Annotated in this window: 12 protein-coding genes and 3 pseudogenes; 4 read left to right on the top strand and 11 right to left on the bottom strand. The window is 68.1% G+C overall.

The genetic code is table 11. The annotated features are described in order from the left end of the window. Positions 1-53: 53 nt before the first annotated feature. The 3 genes and pseudogenes from HEP81_RS00065 to HEP81_RS40985 form a co-directional block, all read right to left on the bottom strand. Entirely contained in the window at positions 54-815 is a 762-nt protein-coding gene (locus tag HEP81_RS00065; protein WP_037661866.1) for an enoyl-CoA hydratase/isomerase family protein, read from the bottom strand. A 47-nt stretch (positions 816-862) separates the two neighbouring features. Further along, positions 863-2,116 carry a cytochrome P450 gene (locus HEP81_RS00060; protein WP_037661804.1) on the bottom strand — a complete coding sequence of 418 codons (1,254 nt, stop codon included), beginning with the start codon at positions 2,114-2,116 and terminating at the stop codon, positions 863-865. 1,239 nt (positions 2,117-3,355) lie between these two features. Then, positions 3,356-3,609 (bottom strand): annotated as a pseudogene (locus HEP81_RS40985) (IS630 family transposase); the annotation flags it as partial. Positions 3,610-3,611: 2 nt separating this feature from the next. Here HEP81_RS40985 and HEP81_RS42490 point away from each other — a divergent pair. Next, positions 3,612-3,905 (top strand): annotated as a pseudogene (locus HEP81_RS42490) (transposase); the annotation flags it as partial. Between the two features lie 185 nt (positions 3,906-4,090). Here the strand turns inward: HEP81_RS42490 and HEP81_RS00050 are convergent. Further along, positions 4,091-5,302: an aromatic acid exporter family protein gene (locus HEP81_RS00050; protein ID WP_157854572.1), complete on the bottom strand. Its 1,212-nt coding sequence runs from the start codon at positions 5,300-5,302 to the stop codon at positions 4,091-4,093. Positions 5,303-5,696: 394 nt separating this feature from the next. Between HEP81_RS00050 and HEP81_RS40975 the strand changes: the two genes are divergently transcribed. Together HEP81_RS40975 and HEP81_RS00040 are read left to right on the top strand one after the other, a co-directional pair. Then, entirely contained in the window at positions 5,697-5,969 is a 273-nt protein-coding gene (locus HEP81_RS40975; protein ID WP_220450503.1) for a NucA/NucB deoxyribonuclease domain-containing protein, read from the top strand. A 448-nt stretch (positions 5,970-6,417) separates the two neighbouring features. Further along, the gene (locus HEP81_RS00040) at positions 6,418-6,606 is read left to right on the top strand and encodes a hypothetical protein (protein WP_051850553.1); all 189 of its coding nucleotides are present in this window, start codon (positions 6,418-6,420) and stop codon (positions 6,604-6,606) included. 172 nt (positions 6,607-6,778) lie between these two features. Here HEP81_RS00040 and HEP81_RS00035 read toward each other — a convergent pair whose 3' ends face one another. The 4 genes from HEP81_RS00035 to HEP81_RS00020 all read right to left on the bottom strand — a co-directional run bounded on the left by HEP81_RS00035 (position 6,779) and on the right by HEP81_RS00020 (position 8,667). Then, on the bottom strand, positions 6,779-7,126 hold the full coding sequence (locus HEP81_RS00035) for a hypothetical protein (protein ID WP_051850552.1): 348 nt from the start codon (positions 7,124-7,126) through the stop codon (positions 6,779-6,781). 2 nt (positions 7,127-7,128) lie between these two features. Further along, positions 7,129-7,590, bottom strand: coding sequence for a DUF2269 family protein (locus HEP81_RS00030; protein ID WP_037661802.1), 462 nt, complete (start codon positions 7,588-7,590; stop codon positions 7,129-7,131). Further along, positions 7,587-7,907 carry a hypothetical protein gene (locus tag HEP81_RS00025; RefSeq protein ID WP_037661800.1) on the bottom strand — a complete coding sequence of 107 codons (321 nt, stop codon included), beginning with the start codon at positions 7,905-7,907 and terminating at the stop codon, positions 7,587-7,589. Before HEP81_RS00025 ends, HEP81_RS00030 begins: the two co-directional genes overlap by 4 nt. Before the next feature lie 70 nt (positions 7,908-7,977). Continuing rightward, the gene (locus tag HEP81_RS00020) at positions 7,978-8,667 is read right to left on the bottom strand and encodes a DJ-1/PfpI family protein (protein ID WP_037661799.1); all 690 of its coding nucleotides are present in this window, start codon (positions 8,665-8,667) and stop codon (positions 7,978-7,980) included. A gap of 197 nt (positions 8,668-8,864) precedes the next feature. Here HEP81_RS00020 and HEP81_RS00015 point away from each other — a divergent pair, with 197 nt between their 5' ends. Next, positions 8,865-9,806, top strand: coding sequence for a GlxA family transcriptional regulator (locus HEP81_RS00015; protein ID WP_037661796.1), 942 nt, complete (start codon positions 8,865-8,867; stop codon positions 9,804-9,806). A 107-nt stretch (positions 9,807-9,913) separates the two neighbouring features. Here HEP81_RS00015 and HEP81_RS42485 read toward each other — a convergent pair whose 3' ends face one another. The 3 genes and pseudogenes from HEP81_RS42485 to HEP81_RS00005 form a co-directional block, all read right to left on the bottom strand. Continuing rightward, positions 9,914-10,216 carry an MmyB family transcriptional regulator gene (locus HEP81_RS42485; protein WP_359513139.1) on the bottom strand — a complete coding sequence of 101 codons (303 nt, stop codon included), beginning with the start codon at positions 10,214-10,216 and terminating at the stop codon, positions 9,914-9,916. 109 nt (positions 10,217-10,325) lie between these two features. After that, a pseudogene (locus tag HEP81_RS42480) lies at positions 10,326-10,538 on the bottom strand (hypothetical protein); the annotation flags it as partial. 339 nt (positions 10,539-10,877) lie between these two features. Next, the coding region (locus HEP81_RS00005; RefSeq protein WP_421673918.1) for a DEAD/DEAH box helicase at positions 10,878-13,303 on the bottom strand (2,426 nt) is incomplete at its 5' end.

Below are 13,303 nucleotides of genomic sequence, written 5' to 3'. Positions count from 1 at the left end.
CCGCAGGACCGGCCCCTGAGGACGGGGCCTACGGCGGGTGACCGGAGCCGTTCTCAAGGCCGGCGCGTCAACTCCCGGGCGGACAGCACCGACGTCAGAAGCGCCGTGTCGAAGGAGGAACCGACGGCCAGCTGGGCGGTGTTGCCGTAGGCGTTCAACGCCTTCTTGGTCATACGCAGCGCCAGCGGCGAACGGCGGGTCAGCGGTTTGCTCCACTCTCTGACGGCCGAGTCGAGCTGCTCCAGCGGCACGACCTTGTTCAGAAGGGACAGCTCCTTCGCCTTCGAGGCGTCGAAGGCAGCACAGGTCAGCAGCAGCTCGCGGACTTCCGGCTGCCCCCCTTCGCGCAGAAGACGGGGGAGAATGCCGCCCCACGCGGGCGGGACACCGAGCCCCAATTCCGGCATACGGAAACGGCAGTTGTCCGCCCCCACCCGCAGATCGCAGAGCACCGCCAGTCCCAGACCGGCACCGATCACCCGGCCGTGCAGCCGCGCGATGGTCACCAACTCGGTTCCCCTGAGGGCATCGCACAAGCGCTCCGCCTTGGTCAGGAGCGCGCTGAGCGCCTCGCCCGACGGATCCTGTGCGAGAAGCGTCGAGAACTCGGTGCGGTCCCCTCCCACGCTGAAGTCGTCCCCGGCGCCGGCCAGTATCAGCACACGAATACCAGGATCGGCCTCCGCACGGAACAGGACGTCAAGGAGATCATCGAGGACCTTCCCCGATATGGCGTTATCGGACTCAGGGATATTCAACTGAACGGTGAGGACAGAGGATTCGAGCGTGACGAGAAGCGTCTTGTAGCTGTTGATGTGTCTACTTCTTTCTTCAGACTCTGCACATCGAAAATGATCATTCCTCAGCCGAGAGCCAACTGCATGGACGTCATCCGGCGAAAAGCGATGCGCGGCTCCCACCGCGGAGGCGCACTGATGGACAGCCGCGCATCCCGTTTCAGCAGCGAGTTGAGAAGCGCCGTCGCCTCCAGCCGGGCGAGAGCGTTCCCCAGGCAGTAATGGATACCCCCGCCGAAGCTGAGATGAGCCTGCGCCCGGCGAATATCGAAAACATGCGGATCGGCATACTGCTTCGGGTCATGATGAGCCGCGCCCGTCATGAGCTGAACCATTTCCCCTTCGCGTACGAGTACGCCACCGACCTCACAGTCCATCGACGCCACCCGGCTGATCATGTGTATCGGAGCATCGTATCGGAGCGTCTCCTCGACCGCGCCGCCCACGTCCTCCGGATGCCGGCGCAGCCACTCCCACTCATGAGGGCGGTCGACCAGCAGGCGCACACTCGCGGACAACACGTGCGAGGTCGTCTCCAGAGCCGCGAGAATCATGAACAACGCAAGAGAATGAACCGCGGCATCAGCCCGGGCGCGATCGGACTCAATACCGTCCCACGCCCGGAGCCAAGAAGAGATCGGGTCTTCCCCCGGACTGCTTCGGCGTTCTCGGATCACGTCGGTGAAGTACTGACGCAGCTGCGCCGTGGCCGAATCGGAAAGCGCCAACTGGCTTCGGGAAGGGAACAGTTCCTGCGTGTGGACCTGGTCATGAGTCAGCGTGCGCAGCAGTTCATGATCCGCTTCGGGGAGCCCCATCCATTGCCCTATGGTAATGACCGGCAGTTCATCGGCGACGAGTGAACAGAAATCCGCCGATCCCTCACGGGCTTCCTCGAAGAACCGGTCCGTCAGTCGATCCGCTGTCTCCTCGATGAACGGCCGCAATCTGGCCAGCGAGTGACGGTCGAATATATTCCCGAGCGACTTCCGCGTCATCGTATGATCAGGAGGATTCAGCATCGGCAAGGAGGCCGCCATCTGCCGCGAAGCAGGAGAACTCCAGCGCGCGGAGTCATCCTGACTGAGACGCCAATGCAGATCAGGAACCCGCCACGATCTGTCACGCAAGACCTGATGGCAGAGCCGGTGAGAAGTCACCAAATACCCGCCCCAGGGCGCCGGAAACACTTCACCCAGTTTCCTGAGCTCCTGATAGGCGGCCAGAGGGTTTGCCTGCCCCCGACCGGTACGCAGGCGAGAGAAGAGCGGGACAATCGTCTGCCGGCTGACGTTCGCGAGGGAAAGCGTCGACTCCACTATGTAAAACTCTCTCGTGAGAATGGATTCATGACCTGTCAATTCTGTGATATTTCGTCAGCGCCCTGTGAAAATACCCCGACCGGCACCCGTCGGCGAGCGTCAGAATAAGGCCGCGAAGCCGAATCCGATACAGACGGCAGGGGAGTGTCCTTGAGGGGGACTTTCGCGCAGTCTGCCGTCTCAGCCGAAAGAGAGACCGAATCGGGCATGGAATCACGGAGGGGGGCGACCGAGCCGAAGAGGTTCGCGTCACGGATGTAAACGAATCCGGTCGCCAGAGCGGCCGCCGTTCGGCCCTTTCCGCCGCGGTGTTAGGGATGACGTGCTGCGCACTGATTTCCTGTCCGGAGCCACATGACAACTCGACGTATCGTAATGATCACTCTGGGTAGCTAAGTCGCCGGGGAAGAAGTGAGCCTCACAGATCGGACAAGCCACGTATACGTGGAAGATTTCCCCGATGGTGCATCAGTACTGGCTGATGGGGGCGAAATACTTGCGCAGAGCATGGAATCCACTGCACCGATCCTCCTGTTGACGGCGTCGGTATATGACTTCTTCTCTCCGGCGACGGATAAACCAGGAGTTGGTCCCTGAACCGTGTGACGTGTGGCCGCATCCTTACGAAATTTTGCCGGTGCCGACGGCGGACAGACACACCGCGACGGCCCGCCCGCCACCTGGCGCGATCGCCCCTTGACCAATGAACCCGGACAGCCGGACTCCCTGAAGTACGTCCTGTTCGACATCGACCGCACACTGACCGACACGGTGACCAACCAACGCCGCACCTGGGGGACCTGGGCGGGCCGATACGGACTGGACACCGACAAGGCCCACCAAGTGACGCCACGGACACGACCGGGCGGAGACACCCGCCCGGACCGCCGCGGACCACGACCCGCACGAGTACCTGGCCGCCCCGCACACTCCTTGGCAATGCGAAGCCTCCTGGTCCGCAGGGGGTGGGGCTTCACATTTCACCCCTTTCGCATGGGGGTCCCGCTGCCGCCGGACGGCGCGCCACGTTCGGCGAGGGGGGAGGATCCAGCCCAGTGGAACGGGTGACGGGCCGGGCCCTTCAGAGCTTCAAGATCAACTCATTGCCCCCTGCGGCAGCTTCGCCCGTCCAGGACACAGATCGCCGGATTCTTCAGGCCGCGGTTTCCAGGGGGCGCCCGCCCCAGCGGATGCCCTTCTCGCGGCGGACGCGGGCACGTGCGCGACGGGCCCGTGGATCGGCCTCAGCGCGGCCAGGGTGTTCGCGGCGCCCTTCTCCCTGCGTTTGACGCCCCACAACTTGTCGTCGCCGACCGAACAGCAGCCGTAAGCAGCGCACCCCGTGCGTGCGGTGACAGGTCGGGGTGCCGCTCAGGCTGTCCCTGCTCGGCCCAGCACGACCCGGCGGCGGGCCGGATACCGAGCGGCCCGAACTCGTCGAACGCGAACACCCGGTCCGGGAACTGCTCCACGACCTGTTCGATCCGGTTGTGCCCACCAACACGCCGCCGCAGCTCGCAAAAGGGGGGCACTGGCACAGGACGAACTGGAAGATCCGCCACATCCGACGCTTGGCCAGGCACTCGGCCGGTCCCGCGGCGGGCTGACCACCAAGGTCCACCTCGCAGCCGACGGCCGCGGCCTTCCTCTGGCCATCATCGTCACCCCAGGCAACGTCAACGACTCAACGGTCTTCGACACGGTGCTGGACGCGGTGCGGGTGCCCCCGGGTCCACGCCGGATGCGATCTGGGCCTCTTAAAGCAGGAAGTGCACGCCGAGCTCGGGCTTCCGGTGGAACTTCACCAGTGTCGTGGCACCCTCGGCGTTGACGAGGCGGAGGCCTCGGTGTGCAGTGAGACGAAGTCCCAGAACGTGTCATGGACACTCTGGGCGGTGGCATCTCTCGGTCGGGATGCGGCTTGCCGGCCTGCTGCTCTGGGTTCGATCGGGGCCGGCCGTCCGCGGGCGGCTATGCGGCATGCGATGAGGACGCCGACCGGTTGCCCCGCCGCGGATGACGGGGTGCGCGGGCCGCTTCTTCGGCACGGTCCATGCCGGTTGCGGCGTGGTCCAGCTCCACGGCGATGCGGGCGGCGTCGTTGACGAGTGCGCCGCGCAGGATCAGGCAGTCGTGGCAGCTGCCGTCGGCGCAGGCGGGAAGAGCGTCGAGCCCGTTCAGCGGGTCCCGGGCCCGCCGCAGGACGGTGTCGAGGGCATCGGTGTCCGTGCGCTCGACCCTTCCTACGTGCTCCAGTGCGTCCGCCAGGAAGTTCAGCGACTCCGCGTAGCCGGTCCGGAAGGAGCGCGTCAGACAGCCTTCCTGGCCGTCAGCGCGGGCGTGGTCGAGGGTACGGGTGAGAGACCGTACGTGGCTCACGCAGAGATGAGCGATGCGTACGGCGCAACGGGTGCGGGGGAGCAGATGGCGGGAGTCGGTCGGATCCCGGCGCGGGTTGAACCACGCGTTCTCCTGTTCAGCGGCGACCGCGCCCTCGGCGTGCTCCGCTTCGCCGGACAGACGTGCGGCGTTGCTCCTCCACTGCCCGGATGCCCGCAGAGCCACGCGGTCGTCCCCCTCCAGCAGGCCCTCGCTGATGTCACGCAGGACGTCTGCGAGGCGCTCGTACAGGCGCGCGACGCGCTCTCGGCGGTGCAGGGGGCGGCGGGCCGGCGCCGCGATCGCGTGGGCGAGGGCACCACAGGCCGCGCCGATCGCCACCGCGGCCATCAGATGCCCGACGTAAGCGATCCTTCCCTGTCCCGCGTTGAACGCGAAGATCGCTACCGCGACCACCTGGAAACCGTACGCGCCCAGCGGTCTCGGCCGTGACAGAAGAAGAGCGGCGAGCATCAGCAGCGCGAAGGTCCACACCTGGATGCCGGCCCACGAGGCCAGCCCGGCGGCCAGGCCCGCGCCGACCCCCAGCGCGGTCACATACTGCGCTCCGTGGCGCAGGGAGCGGTACACCGTGGCCTGCAGTACCAGCAGCGCGGTCAAAGGGGCGAACGACCAGACGGTGCTCGGCAGGAGCCAGCGCGCCACCGACCACGCCGCGGTCGCCGCCGCCACGGACTTCCCGAGAAGGACCGCATCATCACGCTCCGGCCCCGGCGAGCGCAGAGCGGCCCGCGCGTACCCGACCGAACGCCGTACCCAGGCAGCCAGGAGCCCGCCTGCCATTCCCATGAACACCTGCCCGAATCGGTTGCGGATCTCCCAGGTGCCCATGACAGCCACGGCCGTAACCCCGCTTCCAGCGGCGATGGCCACGTCCGTACCCGACGAGGGCGACACGCCCCAGGGTCTGCGGGTGCGAGTGGGCTACCGTCCGCGTCAGGGTCAGCCGCGTCATCAAGGTCGGCACGGCCACGTTCACCGGCTACGTTCCCGGCTCGGCGGGCTGCAAGTCGGCCACTTGGCGGTGCGACAACTACTACGGCACCACCGGCTGCGCCATGACCGATGCACCCACCGCGGTGTCGATGGTGTGCATTCCGTGGATCGACGACGGAATCCGCAAGCTCCGCGCCCACGGCGGCCACTACGGCGACCCCCAGGGCGGCAAGCCCCTGACATGGATGATCACAGCAAGCAGAAGACCAAGAACCGCCAGGCGGTCTGCCCCAGGAGCCGCACGGCCCCGCCGGGCATGCGGAAGGCGGGCCGCACCTACTGCGACGAGTACCCGTTCGCCTCGACCTACCAAGGCGGCACCAAACTGCCCGCCTCGCAGCGCGAGTCGACATGGGTGAGCCCGAACGAGAACAACACCCAGGGCGCCCGCATCACGAACTGGCGCCGGCCGACGCACGTCATGGACAAGGACCCGTTCTACGTCATCGCCTGACGCCCTGACAGGCTGAACGCAACGGCCCCACAGGGCACCCCCGCGCGCACCGGGGCGCCCTCTGCGTTGAGGACACCACCTTGATCACCACGGAGACCACTCTGACGCCGGAGACCGGCGAGTACGGCTACCTCCGCACGGTCGGCGAGGACTACGAATGGCCGCCCGAGTGGCCATACGGCTGGCGGCGCGGGCCCATCGCAAAAGACATGGCACACATCACCGACACCGACACCGACACGGGCACCCTCACCATCACCCTCCAGACCCACGACGGACCGCCTCCACCCGAAACCGACCCGGCACGGAGCGCCGCGGAAGAAGTCAGCCTCCACGCCAGTCGAGGACACCGCCGTCGTCTACGTGCTCGGCAGCGGCGACCTCGAGGAAGCCGAACCCGAAAACGGCCCGCTCACGCTTCCCCGACCGTGTACCGACGTGGATCCGGATGCGCCTGTACTGCCACGTCGATGACCACGAGCCGGGCGTCGGCGACCGCGGCGAGCACCACCTGATCCAACTGTGGGCCGCCCCAGAAGCTCCCCCGGTGCACCCGGAGCTGACCGAAGCCGACCTCACCCTGCGCCGCTCCTACAAGGACGACTTCGAACAGAGCGTTGCCGCTTGGCGGCAATAGACCAGGCTGCCCCCGCGCAGTGAGAAACTGAGGCACCTGGGATACGCAAACTCCGGGGTGCCAGGCCCTCGTCGCCGGCGTCCGGACGGCCTGGGCCCGCGCGGTGCGCCCAGACCCCCGGATCCGGCCGCGCTCCGGGCCGTGCCGCCGCCCTGACTGGCGGGCGTTCCGATCACGGCCCGGCGAGGTTGTCGTGCCGATGCGGCGCTGGCCACCCGGGGCGCAGGGTCAGGACGGTGCGGTCTCTTCGGCTCGGGCAGGGGTCGCGGCGCCGTGGTTGCAGCCGCAGCGCGAGCAGTCCGCCGACTCCGGGGATGAGGGCCGCGGTGTTGACGGCCGGACCTGGCTTGAGGCGCCATGTCGCGACGACTACGAACAAGTACGCGCAGCCGTGTGTGGGTCCCATCACGGACGAGACGGGCTTGAGGTGGACGGTGAACACGTTGGCCAGCATCACGATCAGGGAGATCAGCTCGGCGTGAGCTGCGATGCGCAGGTGGCGCGGTGAACGCGGACGCATGATCACGCTCCTGTGGTCGAGCCGGGGCGGATGATCATCAAGACGGTGACGGTCGCCCAGAGCAGGTTGAAGACGCCGGTTGCCATGGCGAGACGGTGCGCAGCTGCGGGCGCCGGCGTTTCGGACGGGGCCGCCGTGCCGGTCAGGGCGCGGTCCTGACCGGGCAGGATCAGCAGGATCAGGATCCCGGCGGCTGCCGCGGTCAGCACGATCGAGGTGATCAGCCAGGCGTCGCCGAGGACACCGAGGCTGCTGGCCGTGGCGAAGCCGAAGACGGGGACCGCGATGCCGATGCCGGCGTAGACCCTGCAGATGCGGTGCAGCGTCTGCAGGGTCGTGCGGGCGCCGTCCCGGTCGCCGGTGGTGCGGCGCAGTGTCGCGGGGAACATGCTCGCAGCGACGGTGACGGGGCCGACGGCCAGGATGGCGGCCAGGACGTGCAAGGACAGCAGGATCTTGGTCACGCCGGGCGCTCCACGGCCGTCAGGCGCTCGCCGGTGACCTTCGAGGACGGGAGGCGTCCTGCCTTGGAGGTGCCCGTGAGCGTGTCGCCGTCCACGACCACGTCGAAGGCCAGGTTGAGTCGCATGGGCTTGGTGACGGTCTGCCTCCAGGTGAGCCGGTCGCCGTCGAGGGCGATGTCGCTGAGTGGTACCTCCTCGCCGGTTCCGTGAGCGACGCCGGTCAGGGTGCCGTCGTCCTGCCTGCACAGTTCCACCACGGCTTTGATCTTGCCGATGGGGGTGGAGACGGACAGGTTCCAGTTGCCTTCAACAGGCATGGTGATGCTCCTTCTTGCGGTGCGCCAAGGCGTGAGAGACGGGCCCGCGGCGGTGGGTGCGGGCCGGGGGTCAGAGGCTGGCGGGAGTGGGGCCTTCGGCGCGCCAGACGGTGCCGCGTCGCTCGTAGGCGAAGAGTTCCTCGACGGCGTGTGCGATGCGCGGCCCGGCCGCGCGTTCCAGTAGGTACAGGCCGAGGTCGAGTCCGGAGGTGACGCCGGCGCCGGTGATCAGGTCGCCGTCGTCGACGACACGGGCGCTCACCGCGTCCGCTCCGGCGGCGTCCAGCAGGTCCAGGCCCATGTGATGCATGGTGGCGTGCCGGTCTTCCAGCAAGCCCGCCATGGCCAGGACGAGTGAGCCGCCGCAGACGGCGGCGACCGTCACGTCCGGATCGTCCATCGCCTGCTTCAGGAGCGTGGGCAGCTCGGTGGTCAGTGTGCGGCCGAGCAGTACCGGGATGAACTCGTCCTGCTTCCACTCGCCGGCCCCCGCCTCTTCCTGCGGGACCTCACCGGGCTCACCGACGCGGCCGGAGGCGCCGGGCACCAGGATCATGTCCGCCCGCTTCGGATCGAGGGCGGCGGTGGCGCGCAGTACCAGCCCCCCGGTGCCGCTGATCACGTCGCGGGGCCCCTGCGCGCATGCCAGTTCCACGCTCACCGCGCCCTCCGTGGCCGTGCCACCGGCGTACAGCACCTCGTAGGGGGCGATGACATCAAGCGGATCGAAGCCGTCGAACAGGACGATCTGGACGTGCATGGGCGGTTCTCCGGGATCGGGTTCGCTGAGTCGTGATGAAAGTCAACCGTCTGCCGACTCGATCGCCCAGTGGCAGGAGTGACATATTCCAACGGGAAATTGCCATACGCTTTCGCGGGCATCAAAGCTGCTGTCACCTGGGCGTATCAGTGCTTTGTCCCAGGTTCTGTCATGTTGTGGACAGGTAGGTTCTCGCCATGCACACCGTCGCCGTTCTCGCGCTGGACCAGGTGATCCCGTTCGACCTGTCCACGCCGATTGAGGTCTTTGCCCGGACCCGCCTGCCCGACGGGCGGCCCGGCTATCAACTGCGGGTCTGCGCAGAACGCGACGAGATCGACGCCGGCGTCTTCACCCTGCGCGCGCCGTGGAAGCTGGAGGGTCTGAAGGATGCGGACACGATCGTCGTGCCGGGCATCGCCGACCCCACGGCCCCGCTCCCTCCCGCCGTATGCGATGCCCTGCGGTCGGCCGCCGCGTCCGGGACGCGGATCGCCTCACTGTGCGTGGGCACGTTCCCCCTCGCGGCCACCGGTCTTCTCGACGGGCTGCGCGTCACCACCCACTGGCGTACGGCGGACCTGCTGGCCGCCCTGTACCCGAACGTCACCGTCGACGCGGATGTGCTCTATGTCGACAACGGCCAGTTCCTCACCTCGGCAGGCGCCGCCGCCGGCATGGACCTGTGCCTGCACATGATCCGTCGTGACTACGGCTCAGCCGTGGCCGCCGATGCCGCCCGTCTGTCCGTGATGCCACTCGAACGCGAGGGCGGACAGGCTCAGTTCATCGTCCACGACCACGCGCCGGCCCCGCAGCAGGGGACCGAGTTGGAGACGCTGCTGGCCTGGCTCCGGGAAAACCTCGCCCGCGACCTCACCCTGGCCGATATGGCCGCGCAGGGCGGAACCAGCACGCGCACCTTGATCCGACGCTTTCGCAATCAGACCGGCACCACCCCGCTGCAGTGGCTCCACCGGGCTCGCATCCGCCAGGCCCAGCACCTGCTGGAGATCACCGATCACTCCGTCGAGCGCATTGGCCAGCAGGTCGGTTTCGGCTCGTCCACCACCTTCCGTGACCGCTTCAAGCGCACCACCGGCGTCAGCCCGCAAACCTACCGGCGCACCTTCAGCTGACCCATCGGCGCGCAGAGGTGGCACCCGGCACAGGTGCCGGGCGCCGGGCGAAGTGGGCTGGAGCACCTGTCCAGCGCGCGGGCCGGCAAAGATCCCGCGGTCAAAGTTCAGGGGAGAAGGCCGGCCCGTGGCCGAACGGCCACCTGATCGAGTTCAGCATTCCGAGTCGTTGAGGGTTGCCAAAAGAGCAAGAGCGTGTGCCGATGGGCTGCCCGGTGCGGTGTGGAGCAGCAAGGCTTCCAGCTGTAGGGGCCCGGTACGTGGAATTTCTGGACCAGCAGTTCCAATGGGCCGACTTGAGGGTGCCGTATGCGAAAAGTGACGTCGTGCGCGGTGCGTACTTCGTGGCGCGCCCATAGTTGCCTGAAGCGCTCGTTTTCGACGGAGAGCTCGCTGACAAGGGAATGCAGGCGTGCGTCGTCGTTTCGGTTCCCATTTGCGCGCGCAGGTAGGCCACAGCGGTGGCTGTGTACTCTTCCCAGTCGTCTCCGTAGTCATGGGCTGCCTGTAGTCATGGGCTGCCTGTTCGGAGAAGAGCACTCGAAGGCGGTTCGTCCCGGGTTTCAGGTCCGGTGCCAGAGCTCGGGCCAACTGGTCGGCGGCGAGCACGTCGCTGTATTTGTTGAAGACCAGGGCGGGCACGTTCAGGCTCTGCACCGGCAGGTCAAGGTTGGCCGCGTCCCCCAGCGCGGGCCGGATGGCGACCGACCCTCCTGCCAACAGACTGTCCATAGGACGCCTCGGCCACATCTACCCTCACTCCCGAGAGTGAACAGGCTGACCAGGCAGTCTCACGACCGTGGCCGTTCGGCCACGGGCTGGCCATTTCCCCTGAGATTCGGCCACGGGATCTGAGATCCCACACTGGCGATGCTCGGGGCGAGAGCGGGGGTCTGCCCATGCCGCGTTGTTCTGGTCGGACATCAACCCGTGAGGGACGTTCCGCCTCGGCATGGGCGAGCGTGAAGCGGACTTGATCGGCTGCCCAGTCGCCCAGCCGCTGTCACGGGCGAAGCCGCCCGAGCAGGTAGCCGGTCGTGAGCGCGGTGGCTGCGGTGATGACGATGGCCCTCACGTCCATCGCATGCCGATGACGGAGAGTTGCTCGATTCGCTCCGGTGTCAGCGTCGCCGCCCGGGAGCGCTGGTTTCCGATCCATGCACCGAGCCGAAGCTCCCGAACCTCTTGGTCGTCGCCGCTGCCGCCGCTCCCGTTGCCGCCGGTGGTGATCCGTTCGATGTGCTTCCTCGGTACCCGTAGGTGTCCTTCGCGCTGGTAGTACTGTTTGGCGGCCTGGTAGTTGAGGGCCCATTTGTCGGCCTGTGTACGGCGCGGCTTCGGCTTCTCGTCCTCGCTGGCGGGTGTGATCCCGAGGACCTGCTCGCACATCCACTGCTGCACGGTCGTGAGCTGGTCCCAGCCGAGCCGCACTGACTGCACCCACCGCCCGAGGTCCGCGCCCTGGCGCACGACGTCGCCCGCCTCGGTGGGCAGCGCCTCGCCCGCATCCAGGTGCATCCGGACCAGGTGGAAGCACCGCTGCCACGTCACCGGCCAGCTCGGGCACCACGACGGATCGATCTCCTCCAGCTGCTCGCGCCGCGTCTGCGACAGCGTCCCGGCCGACGACTTCACGGGAAGGCCCTCGGCACGCCGCTGCTCGTTCTCCTGCGCCTTGCGGGCGGCGGCCCGCGCGTTCTTCAGCCAGATCCCGACCCGGTAGCCCTGGTAGGTGGCGTCGAGCGGGGCCAGGAGGTGGCCCGCCTCGGCTGCCCAGCCGCGGGCCGCTGCGAGACCTTCCTCCCACGCGACGTCGAAGTGCGACCACACCATGCCCAGCTTCTCCAGCTGCTCGACGCGGTCCTCGTTCATGTCGCCGCGGGCGTAGAAGCGCCGGTTGTCGGCGATCCACTGCCCGAGCGGGAAGCCCACGAGCGAGGCCGGCCACCCCTCGGCCTCCACCACCTGGTCCTCGCCGCTGGGCACCCGGTAGGTGAAGGGCACCTTCAGGTCGCCGTGCAGCCGGTTGTAGATGACGGCGGCCTCGATGCCACGCCGCCAGTGCTCGTGCTCGGGGTTGAGGACCCGCAGGTTGATGAACGCGGCCAGCTGCGCCGGATCACGCGGCACGGAGAACTTCAGCAGCTTCCGCGCCGGCGCCGACGGGCCGCCGGACCCGTTCCCCTCGCCCCGGCTCTCCTCGCCCCCGCTGCGACTCTGAACGCCCCTGACACGGCTCTGCGCTTGCTGCTCGGCGAGCTGTTCCACCACTCGGGCGTCGTGCGCCCTGAGCGCCTCCAGCAGCTTCGCCAGTCCGCCGAACGCCCTGGAGGTCAGCATGTTGTCGGCGGTCTCGCCGGGGTCGAGCAGGACCGGTACCACGAGGGAGGCGACCTTGCCCTCGCCTGGGTGCATGCGTAGCGCGCGGCCGACGGCTTGGACGAGGTCGGGCATGGAGCCGCGGACGTCGGCCCAGTAGACGGAGTCACATTCCCGGGTGTCCACGCCCTCCCCGAGGACCTTCACCGAGCCGAGGAAGCCTTTCTCCACGACCGTGCCGTCCGTGGCGATCCCGGACGTGAACTCGCCCAGTACCCGGCGCCGGTGACCCGGCTTGTGCTCGCCGCACAGCCAGTTGGCCCAGATCGTGCGCGGGTACAGCTCGGGGTCGGCGGCGTGCAGCCGCTTGGCGACGTCGGGAAGGCCGGCCGCGAACGCCTCGGCCTCCTTGACGACATGGTGGAAGACGAGCGTGCGCCGGAAGTTCTCCTCCGAGGACGCCTTGAGCAGCGCGGTCTGGAGGGCTGCGAGCCGGGCCCCGCGGACCTCGTCCGAGCGGCCCTCCACGCCCAGGAGCTGCGCGGCCTGGAGCTGGGTGTCGGTGATGTCCACACACACCACCTGGTAGGGGGCACAAATCCCCCGGTCGATCGCCTCCGAGAGGGTCAGCGTGAAGCAGCGCGCACCGAACGGGCCGTCCGGGTCGTCCTCCATGCTCGCCACCAGCTCGCCCGGCGCGCCCTCGGCATCCTCGTCCAGCTGCCACAGGCGGGGCGTGGCGGTCATGTACAGGCGGCGCAGGGACGGGATGCGGGTGTTGTCGTGGACGACCGCCCAGGGCTTGCCCAGCCGACCCGACGTCCGGTGCGCCTCATCGACCACGATCAGGTCCCAGCCCGGAAGGCCGCCCTTGTGCGCCCGCTCCAGCGTGCCGAGCCCGAGGGAGGCATACGTGGCGAACACGGTGACCTTGTCGAACGGCCGCACCCAGTCGACCAGTTCCTCCACGTCCGTGGTGTTGGGGAAGGCCACGTCCTCGCCCCGCAGGGACGAGACCCCGATCATCGGGCCGGTGCGGCCGGCCTCGCGCCACGCGGCCTCGGTCTGGGTGAGCAGGTCCAGCGAGGGGACGAGCACCAGCACGCGGCCCGCACGGAGCTTCTCCGCGCCGCGGGCCGCGACCCGAGTCTTGCCGGACCCGGTGGCCATGATCACCT

This window comes from Streptomyces griseofuscus, assembly GCF_014673495.1.
Taxonomy (GTDB): domain Bacteria; phylum Actinomycetota; class Actinomycetes; order Streptomycetales; family Streptomycetaceae; genus Streptomyces; species Streptomyces murinus.
Note: the sequence above shows the minus strand (reverse complement) of the source record. Positions and strands in the feature narration are given on the sequence as shown.

Bases quoted from the DNA above. Each gene is read 5' to 3' on its own strand.
- HEP81_RS40975 (WP_220450503.1), top strand. From the start codon at position 5,697: ATGGATGATCACAGCAAGCAGAAGACCAAGAACCGCCAGGCGGTCTGC.
- HEP81_RS00050 (WP_157854572.1), bottom strand. From the start codon at position 5,302: ATGGCAGGCGGGCTCCTGGCTGCCTGGGTACGGCGTTCGGTCGGGTAC.
- HEP81_RS00040 (WP_051850553.1), top strand. From the start codon at position 6,418: ATGCGCCTGTACTGCCACGTCGATGACCACGAGCCGGGCGTCGGCGAC.
- HEP81_RS00020 (WP_037661799.1), bottom strand. From the start codon at position 8,667: ATGCACGTCCAGATCGTCCTGTTCGACGGCTTCGATCCGCTTGATGTC.
- HEP81_RS00025 (WP_037661800.1), bottom strand. From the start codon at position 7,907: ATGCCTGTTGAAGGCAACTGGAACCTGTCCGTCTCCACCCCCATCGGC.
- HEP81_RS00015 (WP_037661796.1), top strand. From the start codon at position 8,865: ATGCACACCGTCGCCGTTCTCGCGCTGGACCAGGTGATCCCGTTCGAC.
- HEP81_RS00035 (WP_051850552.1), bottom strand. From the start codon at position 7,126: ATGCGTCCGCGTTCACCGCGCCACCTGCGCATCGCAGCTCACGCCGAG.